The 23,134-nt window shown below is 47.7% G+C and carries 24 protein-coding genes; 5 read left to right on the forward strand and 19 right to left on the reverse strand.

What is annotated here, in order from left to right:
- Positions 1-78 precede the first annotated feature (78 nt).
- Entirely contained in the window at positions 79-723 is a 645-nt protein-coding gene (locus tag ACWHAR_RS14520) for a response regulator transcription factor (protein WP_003152052.1), read from the forward strand.
- Positions 724-744: 21 nt separating this feature from the next.
- Positions 745-1,128, forward strand: a complete 384-nt coding sequence (locus ACWHAR_RS14525) for a hotdog fold thioesterase (RefSeq protein WP_007613430.1) — start codon at positions 745-747, stop codon at positions 1,126-1,128.
- Between the two features lie 39 nt (positions 1,129-1,167).
- On the opposite strand, the gene mnhG is transcribed toward ACWHAR_RS14525, so the two are convergent.
- The 7 genes from mnhG to ACWHAR_RS14560 are packed head-to-tail and all read right to left on the reverse strand — an operon-like array spanning position 1,168 to position 6,937.
- The gene (mnhG, locus tag ACWHAR_RS14530; protein ID WP_007613429.1) at positions 1,168-1,542 is read right to left on the reverse strand and encodes a monovalent cation/H(+) antiporter subunit G; all 375 of its coding nucleotides are present in this window, start codon (positions 1,540-1,542) and stop codon (positions 1,168-1,170) included.
- Positions 1,526-1,810, reverse strand: a complete 285-nt coding sequence (locus ACWHAR_RS14535; protein WP_017419420.1) for a Na(+)/H(+) antiporter subunit F1 — start codon at positions 1,808-1,810, stop codon at positions 1,526-1,528. The genes mnhG and ACWHAR_RS14535 overlap by 17 nt, the downstream gene beginning before the upstream one ends.
- Positions 1,810-2,286 (reverse strand): Na+/H+ antiporter subunit E, encoded by a 477-nt coding sequence (locus tag ACWHAR_RS14540; RefSeq protein WP_007613428.1) that lies wholly within the window; start codon positions 2,284-2,286, stop codon positions 1,810-1,812. Before ACWHAR_RS14540 ends, ACWHAR_RS14535 begins: the two co-directional genes overlap by 1 nt.
- 5 nt (positions 2,287-2,291) lie before the next feature.
- On the reverse strand, positions 2,292-3,773 hold the full coding sequence (locus ACWHAR_RS14545) for a Na+/H+ antiporter subunit D (protein ID WP_032876804.1): 1,482 nt from the start codon (positions 3,771-3,773) through the stop codon (positions 2,292-2,294).
- Entirely contained in the window at positions 3,766-4,107 is a 342-nt protein-coding gene (locus ACWHAR_RS14550) for a Na(+)/H(+) antiporter subunit C (RefSeq protein ID WP_032876807.1), read from the reverse strand. The genes ACWHAR_RS14545 and ACWHAR_RS14550 overlap by 8 nt, the downstream gene beginning before the upstream one ends.
- Positions 4,107-4,538: a Na(+)/H(+) antiporter subunit B gene (locus ACWHAR_RS14555; protein ID WP_007613424.1), complete on the reverse strand. Its 432-nt coding sequence runs from the start codon at positions 4,536-4,538 to the stop codon at positions 4,107-4,109. Before ACWHAR_RS14555 ends, ACWHAR_RS14550 begins: the two co-directional genes overlap by 1 nt.
- Positions 4,535-6,937: a Na+/H+ antiporter subunit A gene (locus ACWHAR_RS14560; RefSeq protein ID WP_032876810.1), complete on the reverse strand. Its 2,403-nt coding sequence runs from the start codon at positions 6,935-6,937 to the stop codon at positions 4,535-4,537. The genes ACWHAR_RS14555 and ACWHAR_RS14560 overlap by 4 nt, the downstream gene beginning before the upstream one ends.
- Before the next feature lie 243 nt (positions 6,938-7,180).
- Between ACWHAR_RS14560 and ACWHAR_RS14565 the strand changes: the two genes are divergently transcribed.
- The gene (locus tag ACWHAR_RS14565; RefSeq protein ID WP_032876813.1) at positions 7,181-7,399 is read left to right on the forward strand and encodes a hypothetical protein; all 219 of its coding nucleotides are present in this window, start codon (positions 7,181-7,183) and stop codon (positions 7,397-7,399) included.
- Between the two features lie 44 nt (positions 7,400-7,443).
- Here the strand turns inward: ACWHAR_RS14565 and nupQ are convergent, their stop codons facing one another.
- The 6 genes from nupQ to malK all read right to left on the reverse strand — a co-directional run bounded on the left by nupQ (position 7,444) and on the right by malK (position 14,895).
- The gene (nupQ, locus tag ACWHAR_RS14570) at positions 7,444-8,403 is read right to left on the reverse strand and encodes a guanosine ABC transporter permease NupQ (RefSeq protein WP_003152071.1); all 960 of its coding nucleotides are present in this window, start codon (positions 8,401-8,403) and stop codon (positions 7,444-7,446) included.
- Entirely contained in the window at positions 8,404-9,450 is a 1,047-nt protein-coding gene (locus ACWHAR_RS14575) for an ABC transporter permease (RefSeq protein WP_012118308.1), read from the reverse strand.
- Positions 9,443-10,975 carry an ABC transporter ATP-binding protein gene (locus tag ACWHAR_RS14580; RefSeq protein ID WP_032876989.1) on the reverse strand — a complete coding sequence of 511 codons (1,533 nt, stop codon included), beginning with the start codon at positions 10,973-10,975 and terminating at the stop codon, positions 9,443-9,445. Before ACWHAR_RS14580 ends, ACWHAR_RS14575 begins: the two co-directional genes overlap by 8 nt.
- Positions 10,976-11,118: 143 nt before the next feature.
- The gene (locus ACWHAR_RS14585) at positions 11,119-12,192 is read right to left on the reverse strand and encodes a BMP family lipoprotein (RefSeq protein ID WP_007408665.1); all 1,074 of its coding nucleotides are present in this window, start codon (positions 12,190-12,192) and stop codon (positions 11,119-11,121) included.
- Positions 12,193-12,593: 401 nt separating this feature from the next.
- A complete protein-coding gene (locus ACWHAR_RS14590; RefSeq protein ID WP_029326021.1) occupies positions 12,594-13,301 on the reverse strand; it encodes a response regulator in 708 nt (235 codons plus the stop codon).
- Positions 13,294-14,895: a malate sensor histidine kinase MalK gene (malK, locus tag ACWHAR_RS14595; RefSeq protein WP_032876816.1), complete on the reverse strand. Its 1,602-nt coding sequence runs from the start codon at positions 14,893-14,895 to the stop codon at positions 13,294-13,296. Before malK ends, ACWHAR_RS14590 begins: the two co-directional genes overlap by 8 nt.
- 174 nt (positions 14,896-15,069) lie before the next feature.
- Here malK and ACWHAR_RS14600 point away from each other — a divergent pair, with 174 nt between their 5' ends.
- Entirely contained in the window at positions 15,070-15,627 is a 558-nt protein-coding gene (locus ACWHAR_RS14600; protein ID WP_007613405.1) for a YufK family protein, read from the forward strand.
- Between the two features lie 14 nt (positions 15,628-15,641).
- Here ACWHAR_RS14600 and ACWHAR_RS14605 read toward each other — a convergent pair whose 3' ends face one another.
- The 3 genes from ACWHAR_RS14605 to ACWHAR_RS14615 all read right to left on the reverse strand — a co-directional run bounded on the left by ACWHAR_RS14605 (position 15,642) and on the right by ACWHAR_RS14615 (position 19,285).
- Positions 15,642-16,055: a thiol-disulfide oxidoreductase DCC family protein gene (locus tag ACWHAR_RS14605; protein WP_007408661.1), complete on the reverse strand. Its 414-nt coding sequence runs from the start codon at positions 16,053-16,055 to the stop codon at positions 15,642-15,644.
- A gap of 21 nt (positions 16,056-16,076) precedes the next feature.
- A complete protein-coding gene (locus ACWHAR_RS14610) occupies positions 16,077-17,951 on the reverse strand; it encodes a transglycosylase domain-containing protein (protein WP_012118304.1) in 1,875 nt (624 codons plus the stop codon).
- 89 nt (positions 17,952-18,040) lie between these two features.
- On the reverse strand, positions 18,041-19,285 hold the full coding sequence (locus tag ACWHAR_RS14615) for a multidrug efflux MFS transporter (protein WP_074534242.1): 1,245 nt from the start codon (positions 19,283-19,285) through the stop codon (positions 18,041-18,043).
- Positions 19,286-19,436: 151 nt separating this feature from the next.
- Here ACWHAR_RS14615 and kapD point away from each other — a divergent pair, with 151 nt between their 5' ends.
- Positions 19,437-20,054: a 3'-5' exonuclease KapD gene (gene kapD / locus ACWHAR_RS14620; RefSeq protein ID WP_003152084.1), complete on the forward strand. Its 618-nt coding sequence runs from the start codon at positions 19,437-19,439 to the stop codon at positions 20,052-20,054.
- Positions 20,055-20,078: 24 nt separating this feature from the next.
- Here the strand turns inward: kapD and ACWHAR_RS14625 are convergent, their stop codons facing one another.
- The 3 genes from ACWHAR_RS14625 to ACWHAR_RS14635 all read right to left on the reverse strand — a co-directional run bounded on the left by ACWHAR_RS14625 (position 20,079) and on the right by ACWHAR_RS14635 (position 23,082).
- Positions 20,079-20,465, reverse strand: coding sequence for a kinase-associated lipoprotein B (locus ACWHAR_RS14625; RefSeq protein ID WP_032876819.1), 387 nt, complete (start codon positions 20,463-20,465; stop codon positions 20,079-20,081).
- A 47-nt stretch (positions 20,466-20,512) separates the two neighbouring features.
- Entirely contained in the window at positions 20,513-21,796 is a 1,284-nt protein-coding gene (locus ACWHAR_RS14630; RefSeq protein ID WP_032876822.1) for a sensor histidine kinase, read from the reverse strand.
- 122 nt (positions 21,797-21,918) lie between these two features.
- The gene (locus ACWHAR_RS14635; RefSeq protein ID WP_007613397.1) at positions 21,919-23,082 is read right to left on the reverse strand and encodes a MalY/PatB family protein; all 1,164 of its coding nucleotides are present in this window, start codon (positions 23,080-23,082) and stop codon (positions 21,919-21,921) included.
- Between the last annotated feature and the right edge of the window lie 52 nt (positions 23,083-23,134).

The raw sequence follows: 23,134 nt of genomic DNA on the forward strand, positions 1-23,134 counted from the left end.
AATTTATCACCAAATCGACTTGGCAGAAGCCAAGTCTTTTTAATAAAATGGAAATGAGTGAGTAAAAGGGAGGAAACCATGAAAAAGATACTAGTGATTGATGATCATCCGGCTGTCATGGAGGGCACCAAGACGATTCTGGAAACGGACACGAATCTTTCTGTCGATTGCCTCAGTCCTGATGCCAGTGAACAATTTGTTCTCCGGCATGATTTTTCAGCTTACGATCTCATATTAATGGATTTAAATCTGGGTGATGACATCAGCGGCATAGAGCTTTCCAAGAAAATCTTAAAAGAGAATCCTCTCTGTAAAATCATTGTCTACACAGGCTATGAGGTTGAAGATTATTTTGAAGAATCCATCCGCGCGGGCCTGCATGGCGCCATCAGCAAAACCGAATCTAAAGAGAAAATCATGCAATACATATATCACGTGCTCAACGGACAGATTTTAGTTGATTTCTCCTATTTCAAACAGCTGATGACCCAGCAAAAAACAAAAACGTCTTCTTCCCCTCAAAGTGAGCAGGATCGGTTAACCCCGAGAGAGCGCCATATTCTCCAAGAGGTCGAAAAAGGTTTGACCAATCAGGAAATCGCAGATGCGCTTCACTTAAGCAAGCGGTCGATTGAATACAGTCTGACATCCATTTTTAATAAGCTGAATGTCGGCTCCCGCACTGAAGCGGTGCTGATCGCCAAGTCAGATAACGTACTATAAATCTTGAAGGGAGAATAACCTATGAATCTGAACAATACATTGCTCGGCGCACTCGGTATTGAAATCACTGAAAACACGCCGGAGAGATGCGTGGCGGTGATGCCGGTGGATAAGAGAACGGTGCAGCCTTTCGGATATCTGCATGGGGGCGCGTCAGCAGCGCTGGCGGAGACTGTTGCAAGTGTCGGGGCCCAGCATTTTATTGACCGGTCGAAACAGGCGTGTGTCGGGCTTGAGATTAATGCCAATCATTTAAAATCCGTGAAAGAGGGCGGGACGGTCACGGCAATAGCAGAACCCGTTCACACGGGCAGAGCAACCATTGTGTACGGGATTAACATTTTCGATGAACGGGAAAGGCTGATCTGTGTTTCCCGCTGCACGCTGGCTGTTATAACAAAATAAACAAACAGCCGGAACCCTGAATCGTCCGGCTGTTTGTTTTTACAAATATGAATCTTCTTTTCGTTTGATCACAAAGTTTCTGATCCCTTTGTAATCATCCTGAACGCTTCTTTTATCAAGCGCCGCTCCCGAATTGTACGCGGCCCTGCATATGAGGTGCGCTCCGACCGGCGCCGTCAGCAGGATAAAAATGATGCCGAGCAGTATTTTTACAGAAATTTCTCCGGTCAGCATCCACAAGTAGCCTAACACCCCGAGCAATACCAAATTAACGCCGAGTGTCGAGCCTTTTGAAGAGGCGTGGGCGCGCGTATACACATCAGGAAGCCTGAGTGTGCCGAAAGACGCGACCAGGCAGATCAGCGATCCCATCAGAATACAAATGCCGACGGCCCATTTAACGATTTCGATCATTTTCGATAATCTCTCCTTTCTCCAAAAACTTAGCAAAGGCAATCGTGCCGATAAACGATAAAATGCCGAGCAGCAGAATGATGTCCAAAAAGGCCGATGTGTTTAAGAGAATGGATACAAGCGCGGTCATGGCAATCAGATTAATGCCGATCCCATCAAGCGCGACGACCCGGTCCGGAACCGTAGGACCTTTTATGACGCGAATGACGTACAGAAGAGTCGAGACCGCCATAATGCCGAGTGATAATTGCAGAATAAACGTAAACATCAGCGGCTCACCTCCTGAATGGCTTTCTCAAAAGAGACGCGGATGTCATGGATCGCTTTCTCCGCATCTTCAATGTCCATGGCGTGTATATAGAGAATCGACCGGTCATCGGAGATATCCATCACAAGCGTACCCGGCGTTAAAGTGATTAACAGCGAGAGCAGCGTGATCTCCCAATCCTCCGTCAATTCCGTCTTAAACGCGAAAATGCCCGGGCGGATGTTCAGTTTCGGCGATATAACGGTTTTCAGCACGCTGACATTGGCCAAATATAATTCCTTTATAAAGATCAGCGCCAGTTTGATGACTGACCATATTTTCCAAATGTAAAACGGCCGCGAGAAGAAGCGCCGGAAAAAAAACAGCGCCGCCAAGCCCGCGATAAATCCGGTCATAAAACCCCCGGCGCTGAGGCTGTTTGTGAGAAACATCCAGCAAACAGCGAGAAGAACATTTAATAATAGTTGAAAAGCCATGCCATCTACTCCTTCAAAACAGCTTCAATGTATTTTTCCGGATTCAGCAGATTCTCAGCCGTCTGATTGACATACGGTGAAACCCATTCGGTTCCGAGCCCGAACAGAAGCGACAAAAGGAGAAAAGCGGCTGCCGGATAAAGAAGTCCTTTTGCGGAACGTCCGCCTGCGCCCGGAATTTCTTTTTCTTCCCCCCAAAAAGCCGTCGTAAAAACCTTCAGCACGGAATAGAGCACAAGCAGGCTTGATAAGAGAATCAATACGGAAAACAATGTTTCCCCCTTATCGAACCCGCCTTCCGCGATCTTCAGCTTGCCCACAAATCCGCTGAACGGCGGGATGCCGGCCAAAGATATGGCTGAGATAAAGAACATCCATCCCAAAACGGGATAACGGGTGATCAGTCCGCCCATTTTATGCAGGCTGGCAGTGCCTGTCAATGCGATAAGCGTGCCGGCAAGCATAAACAGCGCTCCTTTAATCAGCATATCGTGAATCAAGTAATAAACCGCTCCTTGAATGGAGGCCGGCGTGTTCATGGCAATGCCGAACAAAATCACGCCGACGGCTGTAATAATATTGTAGATGACGATTTTCATGACATCCGAAAAGGCGATAGATCCGATTACGCCGAATAGCACCGTCAGCATCGCAAGCCACATCATCAATTGGTGGGTAAAGCCCGTATCATGAATAAAGATCAGGGTGAATACTCTTAAAATGGCGTACAGGCCGACTTTCGTCAAAAGAGACCCGAATAAAGCCGAAATCGCAGCCGGCGGGGCGTAATAAGAGCCCGGCATCCAGAAATACAGCGGGAATATCCCGCCCTTTAAACCGAATACAACGAGAAGAAGGACGCCGATGACGGTGATCAGCCCGGTCTGGCCCGATTCGCTTATTTTTACGCTTAGATCAGCCATATTCAGCGTGCCCGTCACCGCGTATAAGTAACCGACGCCGATGACAAAAAACGCGGATGACACAATGTTAAACACGATATACTTCAATGATTCTCTTAATTGAATTTTCGTTCCGCCAAGCACGATCAGCATGTAGGACGCGATAAGCAGAAGCTCAAAAAAGACGTACATGTTGAACAGGTCGCCCGTCAAAAACGCTCCGCTTACGCCGGCCAGAAGAAACTGCACCCCTGAATAATAGAAAGCGCGCTCCCTTTTTTCTCCGATGGAGCGGAAGGAGTACAGGATGACGAGCAGCCCGATTATGGCGGTTGTCAAAACAAGCAGTGCGGCGAGCTGATCCGCGGCGAGCACAATGCCGTACGGCGCTTTCCAGCCGCCGAGTGTCAGCGTCTGAATCCCGTGTGTGAAAACCGTCTGAACGAGAGCGGCGCTGATGACGATGGAAACACAGGAAGCGGCAGTGCTGAATATCCGCATCAGCATCACGCGCCTGTTCATAAAAATCAGCAGCACTGCGGCAAGCAGCGGCACCAGGATAGGCAATATCACAAAGTTATTCATGTTGATCATTTCCCCTCATTCGATCCATTTCGTCCGTTTTCAGTTCCTGATAGGCGCGAAACGCCATCACAAGCAAAAAGGACGTGACGCCGAACGAAATAACGATCGCCGTCAGTATGAGTGCCTGCGGCAGCGGATCGACAAACGACGTGCTTTTTCCGCCCAGTATGGGAGGAGCGCCTTTTTTCAGTCCGCCCATGGTCAGGAGCAGCAAATGGACGCCGTGGCTTAAAAGCGCGGTGCCGATAATCACGCGCAGCAGACTTTTAGAAAGCAGCAGGTAGGTTGCCGCCATAAACAAAATACCGGCAATGACAGACATTAAGATTTCCATTATTCTTCCTCTCCAATCGTTTGAATAATGGTCATCGTCACGCCGACAACAACGAGATACACACCTAAATCAAACAAAGTGGCCGTCGCAAGCTCCGTATTCCCAAGCACCGGGAGATGAAAATGGCCGAATGTATGGGTGAGAAAGGGTGCTCCGAATAAGAACGAACCTGCACCCGTTGCAATCGCGATAAGCAGACCCGCGCCCGCCACATAAATAAAATTGACGGGCAAAATCGATTTGACGGTTTTTAAATCAAAGGCCAAAAGCAACAGCACGATGGCCGAAGACGTAATCAGTCCGCCGACAAATCCTCCGCCGGGAGCGTTATGCCCCGATAAAAATAAATAGAAAGAGAAAAGCAGAATGATAAAAGATACAAGCTTCGTTGCCGTCTGAAGGATGATGTCGTTTGTTTTTTGCTGTCTCAACGCTCTTCTCCCTCCTCTTTTACTTTCGTTCTGATCATGCCGTAAATCCCGAGTGCGGCAATCGACAGCACCGTGATTTCAAACATCGTATCAAATCCCCTGAAATCAACGAGGATGACGTTGACGATATTGTTTCCTCCCCCGAGCTTATGGCTGTAAGCGGTGAAAAAGGAGGAGATGCTGTCTTTTGTTTTTTCGCTGGAAGACGCGATTCCGAGCATTGTCACGATGACGCCGACACCGAGAGAAATGATAAAATTCGTCATCCGGAATGTTCTTGTCTTCTTTTTCCGCCGCATTTTCGGCAGATGGTAAAAACAAAGAAGAAACAAGGCGACGGATATCGTCTCAATGACTAGCTGCGTGAGCGCCAGATCGGGCGCTCTGAAAATCACGAAAAACAGCGCGAGTGTGTACCCGACAACACCGAGTGAGATAATGGCCGTCAGCCGCGATTTGGCGAACACAGTCGCAATCGTTGCGCTCACCATAACGAGGGACAGCACGATTTCATACAGGCCGATCTCAGCCATGCCTTTCGCTGTCATGGAAAAGCCGCCTTTCATCACGAACGCCGCTCCGATGAGAATGATAAACGCCGCAAAGATATACAGCAGATAATCCCGCAAAAATCCGGTCATATAAGATGACGTCAGCTGGTAAGATCTTTTTTCCATACTGCCCCTCACCGCATCGTAAAGCTTGTTCAGCGTCAGTTTTTTCGGAAACAGACCGTACAAACGCTCCCATTTAGACAGCGTTACGTAACCGATCGTGCCGACAATGATAATGCCGAGGGTCATCATTAGCTCAGCCGTCACCCCGTGCCACTGGGAAATATGAACATGAAATGTATCTCCGCCGGTTAACAGAGCCGGATAAATGGAGTTCATCGCCGGTTCAATCAGGCTGTAAGACAAAACGTTCGGTGCAAAAAACAGACTGACGGCGCAAGCGGCAAGAATGACCGGCGAAATCAGCATGCCGAGCGGTGCTTCATGCGGCGTCTTTTCAAGCTGATCAGGTTTGCGCGCGCCGCTGAACGTTCTGAAAAACAGCTTCATGCTGTAGATGAAAGTGAAGACGCTCCCGATCCATGCGAGAACGGGGAACAGCACGCCCCACGTATCCAGGCTGAAAATATCTGCATGAGCAATCCGCAGCATACTTGTAAAGAACATTTCTTTACTTAAAAAGCCGTTAAACGGAGGGAGGCCCGCCATGGAAAACGTTCCGATCAGTGAAACGGTGAACGTTACCGGCATAAGCGCCATCAGGCCGCCGAGCCTGCGGATGTCCCGTGTTCCCGTTTCATGGTCGATAATGCCGACCGCCATAAATAAACTTCCTTTAAAAGTAGCATGGTTAATTAAGTGAAACACAGCCGCGGTGACAGCCGCCGTAAAATACTCTGAATGCTGGTAATGAAGCGCGGCGGCTCCTGCGCCGAGCATCGATACAATCATACCGAGCTGACTGACTGTGGAAAATGCCAGAATCGCTTTTAAATCGGTTTGTTTAATCGCATTGAAGGAAGCCCATACCATCGTGATCAGACCGACTGAGGCAACCGTCCAAAACCAGACGGGTGAAAATGCAAAAACCGGACTGAATCTGGCAATCACATAAATGCCCGCTTTCACCATTGTAGCCGAGTGCAGATAGGCGCTGACAGGAGTCGGCGCCTCCATGGCATCAGGCAGCCAGATATAAAACGGAAACTGCGCTGATTTCGTAAAGGCCCCCAATAACAGGAGAACCATCGCCGGAATAAAGAATGGATGGCCTGCGATAATATGCACCTGGTTGACCATTTCCCTGATACTGAAAGAATCCGTCATCAGATACAGCAGGATAAAGCCGCCGAGCATGCACAGCCCGCCGCCGACGGTAATCAGCAGTGACTTTTCCGCACCGTAGCGTGATTTCTTCCGCTTATGCCAATACCCGATTAATAAGAAGGATGACAGGCTTGTCAGCTCCCAGAACATATAAAGAACGATAACGTTATCGACGAGCACAACGCCGAGCATCGCGCCCATAAACATCAGCAGGTACACATAAAAGGGGCCGAGCTTTTCTTTGTCCTTCGATAAGTAAAAAATACTGTAAAGCGTCACCAAAGAGCCGATGCCCGTAATCAATAAAGCGAATAACAGCCCGAGTCCGTCAATATAAACGGTATAGTTAATACCGAGGGACGGAATCCATTCGGCCGCATACCGGACGGTTTCCCCAGCCATTGTGACAGGGAGCTTGCTGATAAAGTAAACAAACAGCACAACGGGCACTATCAGCACAAACCAGCCTGTATGGACTTGTTTTACCCGTTTATAAAGAAAGGGAACGATAAATGCAAATAAAAAAGGCGCCAAAATCGCGAAATGTAACAGCTGCAACAGAAGACCTCCTTTGCTTGTTTTTTCATCAAGCAACTGCTTTATGTAAGAGTGAATCAATCAATTCACGGTCATAGGACCCAGTACAAATTATATCGCACTTTTTTTTACCCTGCTACGGCATAATGTATTCCTTTCTGTGTTTTTGTGGTCTTTTGAACCCAAAATAAATTTATCAAATATCCTGATCTTTGTATATACATTTATCTTTCAGATCAAGCTTTTAAAAAAGGAGCTGATCAGATGAAGAGAAAGGCGGCGGCCTGTATTGGAATATTTTGTTCTATTATTGCAGGAACATTCATAGCGGATGATTTCTGCAAAGAGCGGCAGCAGACGGAGGTAGATGAATGGGAGCGTTTTTTTCTCGGTGCGGAATACGCGGAAGATAAACTGAGTGCGGCTGAATCAATGCAAACACCGTTTCAGCCGCGTGAGTATATCAGAATCGTTTATAGATGAAAAGAGTTCCGGCGCCGGGGCGCGGAACTCTTTTTTTGTGGTGATCAGCGTTTTCCTTTAATGTAAGGGATGCCGTTGGCTTTAGGCGCGTCCGCGCGGCCGATGAAGCCGGCAAGCGCGAGAATGGTCAGAATGTAAGGAGCCATCAGCATGTATACATTCGGAATGTCTTTGAACAGGGGCAAAAGCGAGCCGATAATGCTCAAACTCTGCGCAAACCCGAAGAACAGCGCAGCCCCGAGCGCGCCGATCGGATGCCATTTGCCGAAAACCAGTGCGGCGAGAGCGATAAAGCCTTGCCCGGAAATGGTGGAGTGCGTGAAATCAAGCGCGATCGTGGAAGCATATACACCGCCGCCGAGCCCGCCGAACAGCCCGCTGATCATGACGCCGATATAGCGCATGCCGAACACGTTGATTCCCATCGTATCGGCCGCCATCGGATGTTCCCCGACAGAACGGATGCGGAGGCCGAACGGCGTTTTGAATAAAATAAACCAGGAAACAAAGGCCAGTACGATGGCTAAAATCGACGTATAATATACGTCGGAAAAGAAAATCTTTCCTAAAACCGGAATATCGCTTAACCCGGGAATGTTCGTTTTGTAAAAGGGCTCCGGGATTTTATCAGTCTGCGCCTTTCCGTAGATCAGCTTGACGATAAACAGTGTCGCTCCTAACGCGAGCATATTGATCGCCACACCGGTTACCGTCTGATCGGCGCGGAAAGAAACCGCGGCGGCCGCGTGGATCAGTGAGAACAGTCCGCCGGCAATCATTGCCGCAGCCAAGGCGAGCCACGGAGCGGCGGCGCCAAGCTCGCGTCCGAAAAATAAGTTGAACATGACGCTTGTAAAGGCGCCGATAATCATCAGTCCTTCAAGACCGATGTTGACAACTCCAGATCTTTCAGAAAACACACCGCCGAGAGCAGTTAAAATAAGCGGAGCCGCATATACGAGTGTTGCCGGGACAATAATGGATAAAATCTGCAGGAAGTCCACTTACTTCGCCCCCTTTTTCTTCAATTTATCAAGGATGAGACGGATGGCGTAGCTTGATGCCACAAACAAAATAATAATGGCGATGACGATGTCAACGACTTCAGAAGGCACCCCGGATTCAATCGGCATATTTAATGCCCCGACTTTAAGGCCGCCGAGAAGACATGCCGCCAGAACCACGCCGATTGCCGTGCTGCCGCCGAGAAGCGCAACCGCAATGCCGTCAAAGCCGACGCCGGTAAAGGCGCCCTTAACCGCCGCGTATTGAAAGGTTCCGAGTCCTTCCATCGCGCCGGCAAGCCCTGCGAAGGCGCCGGAAATCATCATGGCGTACATCATATTTTTTCTGACGCTCATTCCGGCGTATTGTGCGGCGTGCTGGTTAAAGCCGACAGCCCGGAATTCAAATCCGCTTTTTGTTTTATGAATGATAAACCACATGAGGACTGCCGCAAACAGAGCGATCAGAATGCCCCAGTGAAGGCGGGAGTAATCTGTCAGCTGCTCTAAAAACGGCGAGCGGAGCGACGCGCTTTCATGAATTTTGTCTGTTTTGTCCCGGTGGTCCGTCATGACATCGGAAATGAGATAATTGGTTAAATGAAGAGCGATATAATTCATCATGATCGTGACAATCACTTCGTGGACAAAAAAACGGGCTTTTAAAAATCCGGGAATCAGGCCCCAAATGCCGCCTGCAGCAGCAGCCGCCAATAACGAAAGCGGAAGGTGGATGTAAGCGGGGGCGTCAAAGGAAGCGCCGACCCACACCGCGGCGGTCCAGCCGACAAGGAGCTGTCCTTCAACCCCGATATTAAACAGGCCGGTCCGAAATGCGAATGCCACGGCCAATCCGGACAAAATATATGGCGTAATCTGCCGGATCGATTCCCCGATGTAATACACTTCACCGAAAATGCCGCTCCAAAGAGCCGAATACCCGCTTACGACATTGTAGCCGCTGGCGAGCATGATGACCGCACCCGCAGCTAACCCAAGGATGATCGCAATCAGCGGCACAGCCAGGTGAGAAAGTCGATTAATCATGTGTTTTCCCCGCCTCCATTTGCTTACTTCCCGCCATTAAAAGTCCGAGCTCCTGCTCGTTTGTTTCAAGCGGATTGACGTTTGCGATGATGCTGCCTTCAAAGATGACGGCGATGCGATCGCTGAGATTCATTATTTCATCAAGTTCAAAAGATAACAGAAGCACCGCTTTACCGGCGTCACGCTGCTCAATGAGCTTTTTATGGACGAATTCAATCGCGCCGACATCGAGTCCCCGCGTCGGCTGGGCCGCAATTAAAAGATCAGGATTTCTGTCCACTTCCCGGCCGATAATGGCCTTTTGCTGATTCCCTCCGGAGAGCGCGCGCGCAGGCGTATATTCATCAGGTGTTCTGACATCGTATTCTTCAATCAGGCTTCGCGCTTTGTCATAAATCGTGTGTTTATTTAATATGCCGAAAGAAGAGTAGGGCTTTTGGTAATAACTTTGCAGCACGATATTTTCTCCGATCGGAAAATCAAGGACGAGCCCGTGTTTATGCCTGTCCTGCGGAATGTGCCCGATGCCGGCTTCAGTGACTTTCCTGGGCGGCATGTTTTGCAGCTGTTTGCCGTTTAACGTGATCGTGCCGGCATTCGTTTTTCTGAGGCCTGTAATGGCTTCAATTAATTCAGACTGGCCGTTTCCGTCAACGCCCGCAATGCCGACGATTTCACCGGCTCTGACAGAGAGGGAGAGCTGCTTGACCGCCTCAACGCCGCGCGCGTCCTTCACCGTTACATCAGAAAGCGAAAGCACTTCTTGTTTCGGATCGGCCGGCTTTTTATCCGTCTTGAATGACACTTCGCGTCCGACCATAAGGCTTGCCAGTTCATCTTGATCCGTATGTGCGACATCGAGTGTTGTAATGCCTTTTCCTTTCCGGATAATGGTGACACGGTCGCAGACTTCCATAATTTCTTTTAATTTGTGAGTGATGAGGATAATCGATTTTCCTTCATTGACAAGATTTTTCATAATCTGAATCAGTTCTTGAATTTCGTGCGGAGTCAGCACCGCGGTCGGCTCGTCAAAAATGAGAATGTCGGCGCCCCGGTAGAGGGTCTTTAATATTTCCGCCCGCTGCTGCATACCGACGGAAATATCGGCAACTTTGGCTTCAGGATCAATGTGCAGGCCGTAACGGTCGGAAATATCGCGCACGTCCCGGTCGGCGCGCTGTCTGTCAATTCGGCCGAATGTTTTCGGCTCTTTTCCGAGAATGATATTTTCTGAGACGGTAAAGGTGTCCACAAGCATAAAATGCTGGTGCACCATCCCGATGCCGAGATCGTTGGCTTTGTTCGGGCTGTTGATGTGAACGCGTTCGCCCCGCACCCGGATCTCGCCTTTTTCCGGCTGATACAGACCGAATAAAACGTTCATGAGTGTCGATTTTCCGGCGCCGTTTTCACCGAGAAGGGCGTGTATTTCGCCTTTTTTCACTTGAAGCGTGACGTCATCATTGGCGACGATTCCGGGAAACTCCTTGCGTATATTCAGCATTTCAATGATATAATCCACCGATTTTTGTCGCTCCTTTTCAGAGATACTTTGATGAGAAAGAGCTTGGCAAAAGAAAAGCTGCAAGAGATGCAGCTTTTCCTTCACCGCTCTTTTCATAAAAGAGAGGGGATAAGCACGGAAGTCTCCTTATCCCCTGGTTCTTACTCAGCCTTGAAGGATTTCAATTCTTTTTCAGTTGAAGGGATCTCGAGTCCGTCCGCGATTTTCTTCTTCCAATCGTCTGTTGCTTTGATGACATCGTCAGAAAGGTTCTCCTTGTGATCCGAGATGCCGACTGCATCTTGCGCCAAACCGTATGTTAATGTTTTGCCGCCCGGGAATTTCCCGTCACTCGCTTTTTTCGTTAAGTCCTCTACGGCTGTATCCACTTTTTTGACCATTGATGTCAGAGTGACATTGTCTTTTGTGCCTTTGACTTGACCTTCCGCGTACTGGTCTTTATCAACACCGATAACCCATACGTTCCGCTTCGGATCTTCTTTTTTCAGATTTTTCGCTTCTGTGAAGACGCCCGTTCCCGTTGCGCCGGCCGCGTGATAAATGACGTCAACGCCTGATTTGTACATGCTTTCAGCCGTCGCCTTGCCGACATCGGCTTTGTCAAATCCGCCCGCATATTTCACTTCGACGGTCGCTTTCGGATTTGCGGCTTGTACACCCGCGCGGAAGCCGATTTCGAATTTTTTGATCAATTCAGACTCCATTCCGCCCACGAATCCGACTTTTCCCGTTTTGCTCGATAGCGCAGCGGCCGCTCCCACGAGGAATGAACCTTCCTGCTCCTTAAATGTAAGGCTCGCCACGTTGTCTTTTTTGACAACGGCGTCAATGATCGCAAAATTTGTGTCTTTGCGCTGATCGGCGATTTCGCTGATGGAATCCTGCATCAGATACCCGACGCCGTAAATCAGGTCAAAGTGCTCCCGCGCTAATTTATTTAAGTTCGTTGTATAATCTGCATCTGATTTTGATTGAAGATAGTCAAAACCGCTTTTGCCTTTTGTAAGCCCGTTGTCTTTTCCGAATGCCTGGATGCCTTCCCAGGCGGACTGGTTAAATGATTTGTCATCGACACCGCCGATATCCGTTACCATGCCGACGGTAAAGTTTTTGCTGCCGGAGCCGTTTGCTTTGTCACTTGAACCGCATGCGCTTAATATGGTTCCGGCCGCCGCGATGAGCGCCATCGCCATTCCGATTTTGCGTTTTTTCAAAGATATAACCCCCCTGTAAAATATGGCTGTGCCGTTCAATTCAGTCTTGAGTCCCCGTACCGGATGCGGAATCGAAAAAACTTTCTGATAATAACGATGAGACGTCTCTCTTTTTCCCGCCTTAAGCGGCTGTCTCTTCCAGGTTCGGGACTTATGACTTACCTGAAAAGATCTGCTAACCAATCATAATTTATCATTTTACCCGCCATAAATAAATAGAAATTTGCTTATTTTTTAAAAAATATCAATTTTATGAATCGTCTTCCTCATCTGGATAAAACAGAGGAGGATCAGCCAGGTCATTATCCTTATATAGCATACAAAAAAGGAATCTCAAGCCTTTTGTCACGGGATATGACAGTAAAAAAGCACCGTTCACAGCGGAACGGCGCTTTTTGACATTATAAATATTGTTTGATGCTGCTGACATTGCCTGTGTTGATATGGTATTGAAAGACGGGCCTTCCGATTGTGCCGTACGCCATCTCTACATTCAGCACTTGAATGTCTTCCAGAAATTTAAGATACTTCCGGATGGAGACTTGCGAGATTTCAGTATGCTTGGCGAGATCTTCCGTAGTAAAAGAACTGTCGCCGAAAGACTCAATGCTCGCCCAGATGAGTTTAAGCGTGCTCTTTGTCAATCCTTTCGGAAGGTGAACCTTTTCCGCCGCTTCTTTCTTTTGAAAAAGCTCGGCATCCAATTCTTTCTGTGTCATGCTTCTGTGTGATTGATAAACTTTCTGCTTGCGTCTGTAGTCGGAAAGAGCGGTTTGAAAGCGGTCAAATTCAAATGGTTTGATTAAATAATCGACGGCGCCGTACCGAAGCGTTTTTTTGATGACGTCCAGCTCGCTTGCGGCCGAAATGACGATGACATCAACCGATTCATTCTGCTTGCGGATTTCCGTTAAAAGCTCAAGCCCGTTTTTTCCCGGCATGTAAATGTCAAGAAGGATGAGATCGATATGATGCTCGCTCAGCACGTGCAGCGCGCTTTGAAAGGATGATGCGATCCCTTTCAGCTGAAATCCTTCAATCTGGCTGAGATAGCGCTTATTTAATTCACCCACCATGGGGTCGTCTTCAACTATGAGTACATTAATCATCATTTTCCTCCTTCGGTTCATACGGAATGCGAAGACTGAAAGTCGTTCCTTCATTCTTTTCACTTGTCACAATCATATGGCCTTTTAAATTTTCTGTTGCCTGCTGGGTGAAATAGAGGCCGAACCCCCGGTTTGTCCCTTTCGTGGAATAACCTTGTTCAAAAATACGGGCTTGGTCTGCCGCAGACATTCCGGCTCCCGTGTCCGTAATCTCTATATCAAGCTGGCGATCCTGAAACCGCATCGAGCACGTAATGTTTTTTTTCGGCATCTGCGCCACCGCGTCGAGCGCGTTGTTTAACAGATTTCCGATAATCGTAATGAGCTCATGGATGACGGCCGGATCTGCCGCATTCGGGATCAGGCTGCCGAGCTGAATGTCCAGATCAGCGCCCTGCTCGCGTATGTAGCTTTGTTTTCCTAGAAGAAACCCTGCGAGAACCGGACTTTTGACATCACTTATAATCTCGCTTGTTTCCGTCTTCTGCTGAATGGCAATGTCTTTAATGTAAGTGCCGAGATCATCGTATTCTTTTAACTGGACAAGCCCTAAAATGACATGAAGCTTATTCATGAATTCATGAGACTGGGCTCTTAATGCGTTTGCATACATTTTAACACCGGACAGCTGTTCTGCTAAATGTTTGACCTCCGTTTTGTCCCTGAACGTGGCGATCGCTCCGACGGTTTGTCCTTTCAGATGAATCGGAACCTCATTAAAGACCAGCTCAAGTCCGTTAATGCGGATATCCCTGTCCTGAAGCGGTTTTTTCTTTTCAATCACCTGTTTCAGCCTGCTTTTCGGGAGAATATCGTTCACATCTTGATCGACCGGATTAGTCGGAATACCCATTTTAATAAAAAGCCGTTTCGCTTCCGCATTGGCGAGCTTTATTTTTCCCCGCGCGTCAACCGCCAGAATGCCTTCCTTCGTTGATTCGAGCATGGCGCTCCGCTCTTCCAGGAGGGTGGCGATTTCATAAGGCTCAAGACCGTACATAATGTTTTTGACGGTGCGGGCGACAATGACGGCTCCGATGACGCCGACAAAAATACTTACGCAGATGATGAAATAAAGCGGTCTCAAACTGTGGCTGACGACATCCTGTATTTTGTTAAGCGAAATTCCGACCGAAACGACGCCCACTTGTTTTTTATCTTTTCCATAGATCGGTACGAAGGCTCTCATGGATTTTCCGAGCGTCCCCGCTGATGTGCTCGTTTTGATATGGCCGTGCATCGCCGGCTGTTCGTCTCCGCCGGTGAATTTCTTCCCGATTTTATTTGCGTCGGGGTGGGTGAGGCGGATGCTGTTCATATCCATCACCACGACAAATTCGGTTCCTGTCGTATGCTGGACGTCTAATGTATAATCCCGGAGCTCTTTCAGCCCTTTTCTTGTTTGCAATGCCTGCGCGACACTCGGTGTTTCCGCGACCAGCTTTGCGGTGCGCAGCGCGGTTGTCCGTTCTTCTTCTTTCACGCGGTCTGCTGTTTGGACGCTGATCGTGAAAAAGGTGATACAAAGTGCGATAAGGACGACAATACAGACGAATATCGTTAATCGGGTTTGCAATTTTAATGTTTTTTTCATAACAGCCTTCCTTACGTTTATCATTCCCGCGTTCTACTTTACTCCGAAAAAGCCGGTTTGTGAAGATCAGGCCCTTATTTCGTAAAAGTGAGGAAAAATGGTATTTTTTATCTTGTCAATGTGTTTTAAGTCCTCCATAATAAGTGAGGTAGATTACAGAAAGGGACTTTTTATATGAAAAATACTTATTGGACGGGTTATTTTCCGCTCGTTGCGATTCTGCTTTTTAGTTCGTCATTATCCATTTCTACCTCGCTTTATGTCATGAAGATACTTCAGACGCTCGGCATGTATCAGGGGATGCTGGATTATTTCTCTGAGAAAGGGATCAGACTGGCGCTTTTTGCAGCGTTCGCCCTTGTGTTTTTTATGCTATTTTCGGCTTTGAAGCTGATTGCAAACACAGTGACAGAGCTGTCTCTTTTGTTTTTCACAAATGACCCTGAGGGGGACAATCTGAAAAAAATCAGATTAGGCTCTTTAATTTATGTAGGCGGAGGAATTCTTTCCTTTGCGCTCGTGCAGAATGGTTTTTGGATTGCGGCGTTATTTGCCGTTGTTACGCTCGTTTATTTGATTTTCATGGTGTACAGAATCTATTCGACACTCTCTATCGTTTCGCTGATCGGTTTTATATTGCTTGAAATTTTGTTTTGGTTTACTTTTGTTATCGGTATTTTGTACATCTTTATCAAGCTTTATAATAGCATAATGGCTAGCTTACCTGTGTAAGCTAGCCATTTTTGTTAAGACAGAAATCTATTTTTGATCTCAGGGGAGGGGAGCATGCATGCTTCCCTTTTTCCGAACCATTTGTAACGGCGCCGGGCGATGAAAGAATAGGCTCTGTCCCTGAGGGGGCGGGGCACCGCGAAAAAAACCGCTGACAGCCGCCAGGCTCCGCGGAGATGACGGGAAACTTTTAACACGGCTGCGGATTTTTTGTATATCCGCCCGTTCTCGATAAAAATCATGCTGTCAAATTGTTCTGTCGGAAGTCCTTCTGATGCCAAAAGCTCCCGGGCGGTATCTGATTGCAATGAAGCAAATGAGATTTTGCCGGCCGGATCGCGTTTAATGATGAATTGAACGGCGCCGTTGCATAAGTTGCAGACGCCGTCAAACAAAAGCACGCGGTCCGGAAGCTGAGCTGGTTTCAAAGCGGATCCCCTCCGTTATCTTTAATAAGCTGCCTGCAGCGTGTTTTTCCAGATCGAAAGCTGAGGGCTTGCGTCATGAAGGTATTCGACGCTTGACGGTGTATCCTTTCCGACCCATACCCCCATCGTATAAGCGTCCGTCAGGCCGACAAACCACATATCGTGATAGTCATTTGACGTTCCTGATTTTCCGCCGACGTACGGAGCTTTAAAGTTCGCTTTTTTTCCTGTACCGCTTTTGACGACGGCTTTCATCATTTCTTTGATCTGCATGTTGGTCCGCACGCTGAATACCTGCGTCGGCTCATCTTTCCATTTTAATATCGTTTTTCCTTTTAAATCAGTCACTTTTGTAATCGCGTGACTCGGCGTATAAACGCCGTTGTTGCCGAACGTGGTGTACGCATTGGTCATTTCAAGCGGCGTCATGCCGTTTGTAAAACCGCCAAGCGCCGCGGGCAGACGGTAATCCGCGCTGACCAGCTTCGCGAAATGAAACGGTTCAAGGTAGCTGAACGCCTTATTGACGCCGACGCGGTCCATGATTCTGATGGCCGGTGTGTTGTACGAGTATTTAAACGCCGTTTCCAGCGTGACCGTACCGTACGTGCGGTTATTGTAGTTCTGCGGGCAGTAATCCGCACTGCAGAATTTGCTTGCGTCAATCTTGCTGTGTGGCGTTGCGCCGGTCTTTTCAATGTAAGGTCCGTAATCAAGCAGCGGCTTAATGGAAGAACCGGGCTGTCTGTATGCTTGATAGGCGCGGTTGAAATCATATTTATGATAATCTTTCCCGCCTGAAAGCGCGATAATCTGATGTGTCTGATGATTAATCACGGCCGCTCCGCCCTGGACGCCTGCATACGGCAGATTTTGATTCACTTGGGCGACGACCTGGTTTTGCATATACGGATTCAGCGCCGTATAAATCTTCACGCCGTCTTTTAACAATGTGCTGACTCTGTCGGAAAGCTCACTCTGTATTTTTTGTTTCGCCTTTCCGGAAGCTTTTTCAAGACGTTTGTCATAGCCTTCGGATGATGAAACAAGCTGTGTGAATTCATCATTTACATAGGAAACATAGTCAGGATATTTATTTGTTTTTTCGTTTATATCAAGCTTGATCTTTTCTTTTTCGGCTTTTTTCAGCTGTTTCCCGGATATAACGCCTGCTTTTTTTAATCCGTTAAGCAATCTGACTTGTCGTTTTTTCGTATAATCAAAATGCTTGAGAGGATCATATAATGTAGGGTTATTAGGGATGGCGCAGATAAAGGCCATCTCTCCCAAAGTGAGAGATTTCAGCGGCTTGCTGAAATAAAATTGTGCCGCCGAACCGACACCGTATACGCCGTTATTAAAATAAATCGTATTTAAGTAGCCTTCTAAAATCTCATCTTTGCTGTATTTTTTCTCAAGCTGATAGGAATAGGCCAGCTCCGTCAGTTTTCGGCTGAAGGTGCGTTCATGGCTTAAATACACATTCCTTGCCAGCTGCTGGGTGATGGTGCTGGCGCCCTGGTCAATTTTATGATCTTTGAAATTGGAGGCGGCCGCCCTGACCATCCCCATAAAGTCAAACCCTTTATGCTCATAAAAATGACGGTCTTCAGAGGTTAAAAACAGCTGTTTTACCTCATTCGGTATTTTATTAAAGGGCACGATCACGCGGTTCTCATGATCGCTGACAATCTCAGAAACAAGGCTTCCGTCCCTGTCATACATGTAACTGTTTTGAACCAGGTTGATCGCTTTTAAATCAATATGTTTATCGAGCACCTGATCAAAAGGCTTGATTTGTTTTACCTCTTTGCCGGAAGCAATAACTGTAAATGCACACAACGGGATAATGCCGAGCAGCAAAATCCATCCGATTATTTTACGTACCATGGTCACTCTCTTTTCTCCTGATTTCTAGCCATATCGTATCATTCTTTTAAGAATACGAGAAGGTTAAATTTAGAAGAAATCGTGATCGCTGCCGGTCAGCCCGCATTTGACGCTGTATCCTTTTGCAGATGTCCCGCCATCCATAAAAGCCCCGCGCCTATTAAAAAGAGAAAGGCGGTGACGTAGAAAGCAGCCGAAATGGAAAAACCGCTCGAGACCGCACCTCCGAGCAGAGGGCCGAGCACATTTCCGAGAAAACGAAAGCTGACGTTATAGCCGAGCACCTCTCCCTGGATGCTGCCCGGCGCCCTGACGCGGATCGCGGCCGTAATGCAGGGGAGCGTGCCGCCCATGACCATGCCGAACAGAAATCTGAAGACTAACAGAATGGAGAGGGAGGAGGCGAGCGCCTGCGGAATGAAAAACACCGCTGAGGCAATCAAAAGCACGATTAAGATCCGGCTGTGGCCGAAGCGGTCGCCGAAGTCCCCCCATTTCCGGGCAAGCAATAAGCTTCCGAGTCCGGTCGCTGAAAACGCCATTCCGGAGAAAAAAGCTAAATTAACAGGTCCGTGCAGCTCATTGACATATAAAGCGAGCAGCGGCTGAATACTGAAATTGCCGGTCTGCACGATCATGGTAAGCACCATCATCGCCCAAAGCGCGGGCTGGTGAAAAATATAGGAGAGCACCTGTTTTCTGGAATAGGTTTTCCGCTTGTTTTGTTTCTCGCCGAGCGGCTGCTCATTCACCTGAAATAAAACGAGAAGCACGGATACGAAAATAACAAAAGACGTAATAAAAAACGTGTACGTAAACCCGAAGCTGTCAGCGAGCAGCCCGCCCAGCATCGGCCCGAATAAAGTGCCTGACACCTGACCCATCTGCAGCGTGCCGAGCGTTTTCCCGGCAGTCTCTTTCGGCGTCTGCGCCGAAATCATGGCAAGCGATGTCGGAACAAAGCCTGTTACTAGACCCATAAGCAGCCGCAGGACAAACAGCTGATAAACGGATGTCACAAACCCCATCAATAAAATGCTGACGGCAATGCCGGTGCCTGTAATCAAGAGAATTTTTTTGTAGCCGCGCTTATCGCCGAATCTGCCCCAAAACGGGGAAATCACAAACGCCATTAAAAACGTGACGCCGAACACATACCCGCTCCATCTCTGCACATACCCGCCCGAATGGGGGCTGATCGTTTCGATATATAACGAAAGAAACGGAACAATCATGGTCATGCTGGCGGAAATAAAGAAATTTGTAATCCAAATGACAACGAAGTTCTTCTTACGGACAGAAATAACATCACCTTCTTTACTTTTCGTGTGTCTAATCATAAGTATATAGGAATAAATCCGGTATTTGTATTTTCGATGCGGATATAGGAAAATTCATTATTTTTAGAAAATGAAGAAAGTTTCAGAGGGGAAACTGATATACTATCATAAAATATCATTTTTGATCGGAGGAAAGGCAGGTGTAAAAAAAGTGGATCAGCGCAGTCTGCTCATTATTGATTTTGAATTTACAATGCCTGACGGAAAATACAGCCCGCAAAATTTCTTTCCCGAAATTATTGAAGCGGGAATTGTCAAGACGGTGAATGATGAAGTGACTGAAACGTTTTCGAGTTATATCAAACCGAAAAAATTTCCGAAGCTGACGAAACGATGCAAAACCTTTCTGAACATCACCCAAAAAGACGTGGACGGCGGAATCACGTTTAATGAATTCATCCGCAAATTAAATGAGCTTGATCCTGATAAAAACTGCACGATCGTCACCTGGGGCAATATGGATATGAAAGTGTTAAAGCAAAATTGCATGTTTAACCACATCCCTTTTCCGTTCAAAGGAGAACTTCGGGATCTGTCCCTTGAATACAAAAACTTCTTCGGCGACAGAACATTGACCGGCCTTTGGAAAGCGGCAGAAGAGTATGGCGATAAAGGGACGGGCACGCATCATAAAGCGCTGGATGATGCGCGGACGACATACAAATTATTCAAGCTTGTCGAGCGGGATAAACAATATCTTGAAAAACCGAAACCTCCGACGATCGGTGATCGCGTCGATCTGACTGAACTGTTTCGCCGGGCCACATAAAAAAACCCAATCATGCCGACTGGGTCAAGTTCTTTTAAAATAGTCACGCTCTAACGCGGCCAAGTTGGTAAGCGAACGTTCCGCCCATTCTGAGCCGTCCGCTGTAAGCTGATCTTTCAGCCGGGCAGACGCCGCTTGTAAGGAAGCCGTATAATCAGGCACCTCGCCATCAAACGGTTTGACCATCTGATGCGGTATGTTTGTCTGTTCCCCGAATGCAAGCGCTCTTCTTTCATGAAAAAACGGAACATCCGCCTGCTTCGGATGATGAAGATCTCCTTGAGCGGGATGCGTCAGAACGGCTTTAATTTTCACTAAATAGTGATTGGGCCTGACGTCTGTCACTTCCCCTATGTATGCTCCTGTTTTATAAAACCCTTTTACGATTGTGCCGATTTCAAACGTATTCATAGCGTTCACCTCTCTCTAGTTATTCTATAAAAGATCAACGCGGTTGGCTAGTGAACAGCTGCCGGAAGCCTGACTGAGGCCGTTGTGCCCGAGTGCTCGCCGCTGGTGAAATAGACGGAGCCTTCATGATGCTGAATAATCGAGAATGTCACGGTAAGCCCGAGCCCGGTGCCGTTCGTTTTCAGCGTATAATACGGTTTGCCGAGTTTCTGCAGTTCTTCATCGGACATGCCGATTCCGTTATCCGTAATCTGAATGAGAATCATCTCTTCCTGTTTTTGGACGGAGACCTCGATTCGGCCGTTTTCAGAGGGCACGGCTTCAATACTGTTTTTAATCAGATTAATGAAGGCCTGTTTCAGTTTTTTTACATCGCCGAACACATATAAATCAGGCTCGCTTTGAACAGTCACGGTCACCGATTTAAAATGGGCATAAGACTCCATTAAGGAACCTGTTTCCTTTACGAGCAGAGAAATATCAAACTTTTCTTTTTCATAGTCATCCTGCTTCGCCATATCGAGATAATTCGTAATGATCGTCTGAGCCCGGTCGAGTTCGGACAGCACAAGTTTCTGATATCCGGAGTGGGATTTGTCCTGAAGCTGCTCGCCGCTGAACAGCAGCTGCACAAAACCTCTGACGACCGTAAGCGGATTGCGGACTTCATGGGCGACGCTTGCCGCAAGCTCGCTGACGACGGCCATTTTTTCTGAGTGAATCAGCCTTGCCCGCATGGATGCATTCTCATCGATGATCTCAATCAAATAAATGCACAGCAAAAGGGAGCTGACTTGAAAAAAAACAGATACTGCCGCCTCATAGTAAACGGAAGATGGATTTTGAAAATTGAAAATATTGGTCGCGGAATAGATGAAGACAGATGCGGTTAATAAGGCGGTTTCAGTGCAGCCGATGAGAAGAGCGAAAAGCAGTTTCTTCCGCTTTGAAAAAAAAGGCCATTTCGTTTGGAGCTGGATAGGGATGATGATTAAAAAAGGAATTAAGGATAAGAAAAAAAGAGCGGAAGGTTCAAACCATATGAGCTGAAAAAAAACGGATGCCGCCCCTGCGGCAAGTCCTGCGGCGGTACCGGAATAAAGCAGGCAGACGATAATGGGAATCAGCTGCAAACCGTAACGGACGGAATGAAGCTCCTGGATGGGAAAAGCCGTACATAATAAGGAAGATGACGCTGCAAATACGGCGACCAGCAGGCGGTTCGCTCTCGGCACAAGCAAATCAGGCTTGCTGAGCCAGAAGACTTGATAAAGAAAAATAGGGAATAGAATAAAAGAGAAGTGAAGCAGGTAATCCTTTACAATCTCCATTTATGCGAAATCCTTTCCTATGTAAATATGAATCTATTATAACATCTTTACCGGAAAAAAAAGTATATATTTCTCTAAAGCGAACGCCCTTATCTCATCTGATAAAGGCGTTCTTTCCGCTGCTAAGCGAGCGCTGCTTTCATTCTCTCAAGCCCTTCTTTTACGGCGGCGGCTGAACAGCCGACATTAAGTCTCATAAATCCTTCGCCGCCCGGTCCGTATTTTGTTCCCGGCTCTAATATGATTTTCCCTTTTTTGAGCATTCTTTCTTTGAGCTCGGCATCCGAAAATCCGTATTCGCTGAAATCCATCCAGATCAAATAGGAAGCGTCAGGCTTCATCATGCGGACTTTCGGCAATTCTTTTCTTAAAAAGTCCTCAGCCAATTTCATATTCCCTTCAATGTAAGGAATCAGCGCGTCAAGCCAAGGGCCTCCCTTTGTATAGGCCGCTTCGATTGCTGCAACCGCAAATGTGTTGAGGCTGGAAATCCCGTTCTGATGCAATGCGGCGGAGAATTTCGCCCGCTTATACCGATCGGGAATGATAATGGCGGATGCCTGAATGCCGGCAATATTAAACGTCTTGCTCGGCGCGACACAAGTAACGGAAATCCGCGCAAACTCCTCAGACAGAGAAGCGAAAGGCGTATGCGGCTTTCCGTACAGCATCAAGTCGGAATGTATCTCGTCAGAAACGACGGTGACGTTATGGGCGGCGCACAGCGATCCGAGCTTCATAAGCTCATCCCGGCTCCACGCTCTGCCGGACGGATTGTGGGGATTACAAAGAATCATCAGCTTGACCTCAGAATCGCTCAGTTTTTTCTCAAGATCCTCAAAATCCATGCAGTAGACGCCGTTTTCTTCCCGTAATGGGTTATGTAAAACCTGCCGTTTGTTTTCCTTGATCATCTGATAAAAAGGCGTATACACCGGTGATTGAATCAACACCGGATCGCCCGGTTCGGTAAAGGCTTGTACGGCCATGCTGATTGCCGTGACAACACCGGGACTGAACGCGATGCTTGCGGGATCGGGTCGGTAGCCGTGCCGCGTCTCAAGCCATGAAGCGACGGCTTCTCTTGTGTTTTCGTCAGGAGACGTATAACCGAATATGCCGTGGTCAAGGCGGGCTTTTAAGGCGTCAGTGACCGCTTCGGGAGCGCGGAAATCCATATCGGCAACCCACATCGGAAGCGCATCCGATACGCCGAATAACGCTTCCGCCTTGTCCCATTTCACCGATTGTGTGCCAAGACGGTTTTCTCGAAGATCAAAGTTCATGTATGTCACTCCTGTAGTATCATTATTTTGCACAGCGTATCTATGATAAAAT

The organism is Bacillus sp. LR--39 (assembly GCF_053613335.1).

What these genes read in the sequence shown, in the direction of transcription:
- ACWHAR_RS14575 (WP_012118308.1), bottom strand. Translation starts at nt 9,450, where the DNA reads ATGATTAATCGACTTTCTCACCTGGCTGTGCCGCTGATTGCGATCATC.
- malK (WP_032876816.1), bottom strand. Translation starts at nt 14,895, where the DNA reads ATGAAAAAAACATTAAAATTGCAAACCCGATTAACGATATTCGTCTGT.
- ACWHAR_RS14565 (WP_032876813.1), top strand. Translation starts at nt 7,181, where the DNA reads ATGAAGAGAAAGGCGGCGGCCTGTATTGGAATATTTTGTTCTATTATT.
- ACWHAR_RS14635 (WP_007613397.1), bottom strand. Translation starts at nt 23,082, where the DNA reads ATGAACTTTGATCTTCGAGAAAACCGTCTTGGCACACAATCGGTGAAA.
- ACWHAR_RS14525 (WP_007613430.1), top strand. Translation starts at nt 745, where the DNA reads ATGAATCTGAACAATACATTGCTCGGCGCACTCGGTATTGAAATCACT.
- ACWHAR_RS14550 (WP_032876807.1), bottom strand. Translation starts at nt 4,107, where the DNA reads ATGGAAATCTTAATGTCTGTCATTGCCGGTATTTTGTTTATGGCGGCA.
- ACWHAR_RS14545 (WP_032876804.1), bottom strand. Translation starts at nt 3,773, where the DNA reads ATGAATAACTTTGTGATATTGCCTATCCTGGTGCCGCTGCTTGCCGCA.
- ACWHAR_RS14520 (WP_003152052.1), top strand. Translation starts at nt 79, where the DNA reads ATGAAAAAGATACTAGTGATTGATGATCATCCGGCTGTCATGGAGGGC.
- mnhG (WP_007613429.1), bottom strand. Translation starts at nt 1,542, where the DNA reads ATGATCGAAATCGTTAAATGGGCCGTCGGCATTTGTATTCTGATGGGA.
- ACWHAR_RS14625 (WP_032876819.1), bottom strand. Translation starts at nt 20,465, where the DNA reads ATGAATACGTTTGAAATCGGCACAATCGTAAAAGGGTTTTATAAAACA.
- ACWHAR_RS14590 (WP_029326021.1), bottom strand. Translation starts at nt 13,301, where the DNA reads ATGATTAATGTACTCATAGTTGAAGACGACCCCATGGTGGGTGAATTA.
- ACWHAR_RS14600 (WP_007613405.1), top strand. Translation starts at nt 15,070, where the DNA reads ATGAAAAATACTTATTGGACGGGTTATTTTCCGCTCGTTGCGATTCTG.
- ACWHAR_RS14630 (WP_032876822.1), bottom strand. Translation starts at nt 21,796, where the DNA reads ATGGAGATTGTAAAGGATTACCTGCTTCACTTCTCTTTTATTCTATTC.
- ACWHAR_RS14615 (WP_074534242.1), bottom strand. Translation starts at nt 19,285, where the DNA reads ATGATTAGACACACGAAAAGTAAAGAAGGTGATGTTATTTCTGTCCGT.
- ACWHAR_RS14540 (WP_007613428.1), bottom strand. Translation starts at nt 2,286, where the DNA reads ATGGCTTTTCAACTATTATTAAATGTTCTTCTCGCTGTTTGCTGGATG.
- ACWHAR_RS14535 (WP_017419420.1), bottom strand. Translation starts at nt 1,810, where the DNA reads ATGTTTACGTTTATTCTGCAATTATCACTCGGCATTATGGCGGTCTCG.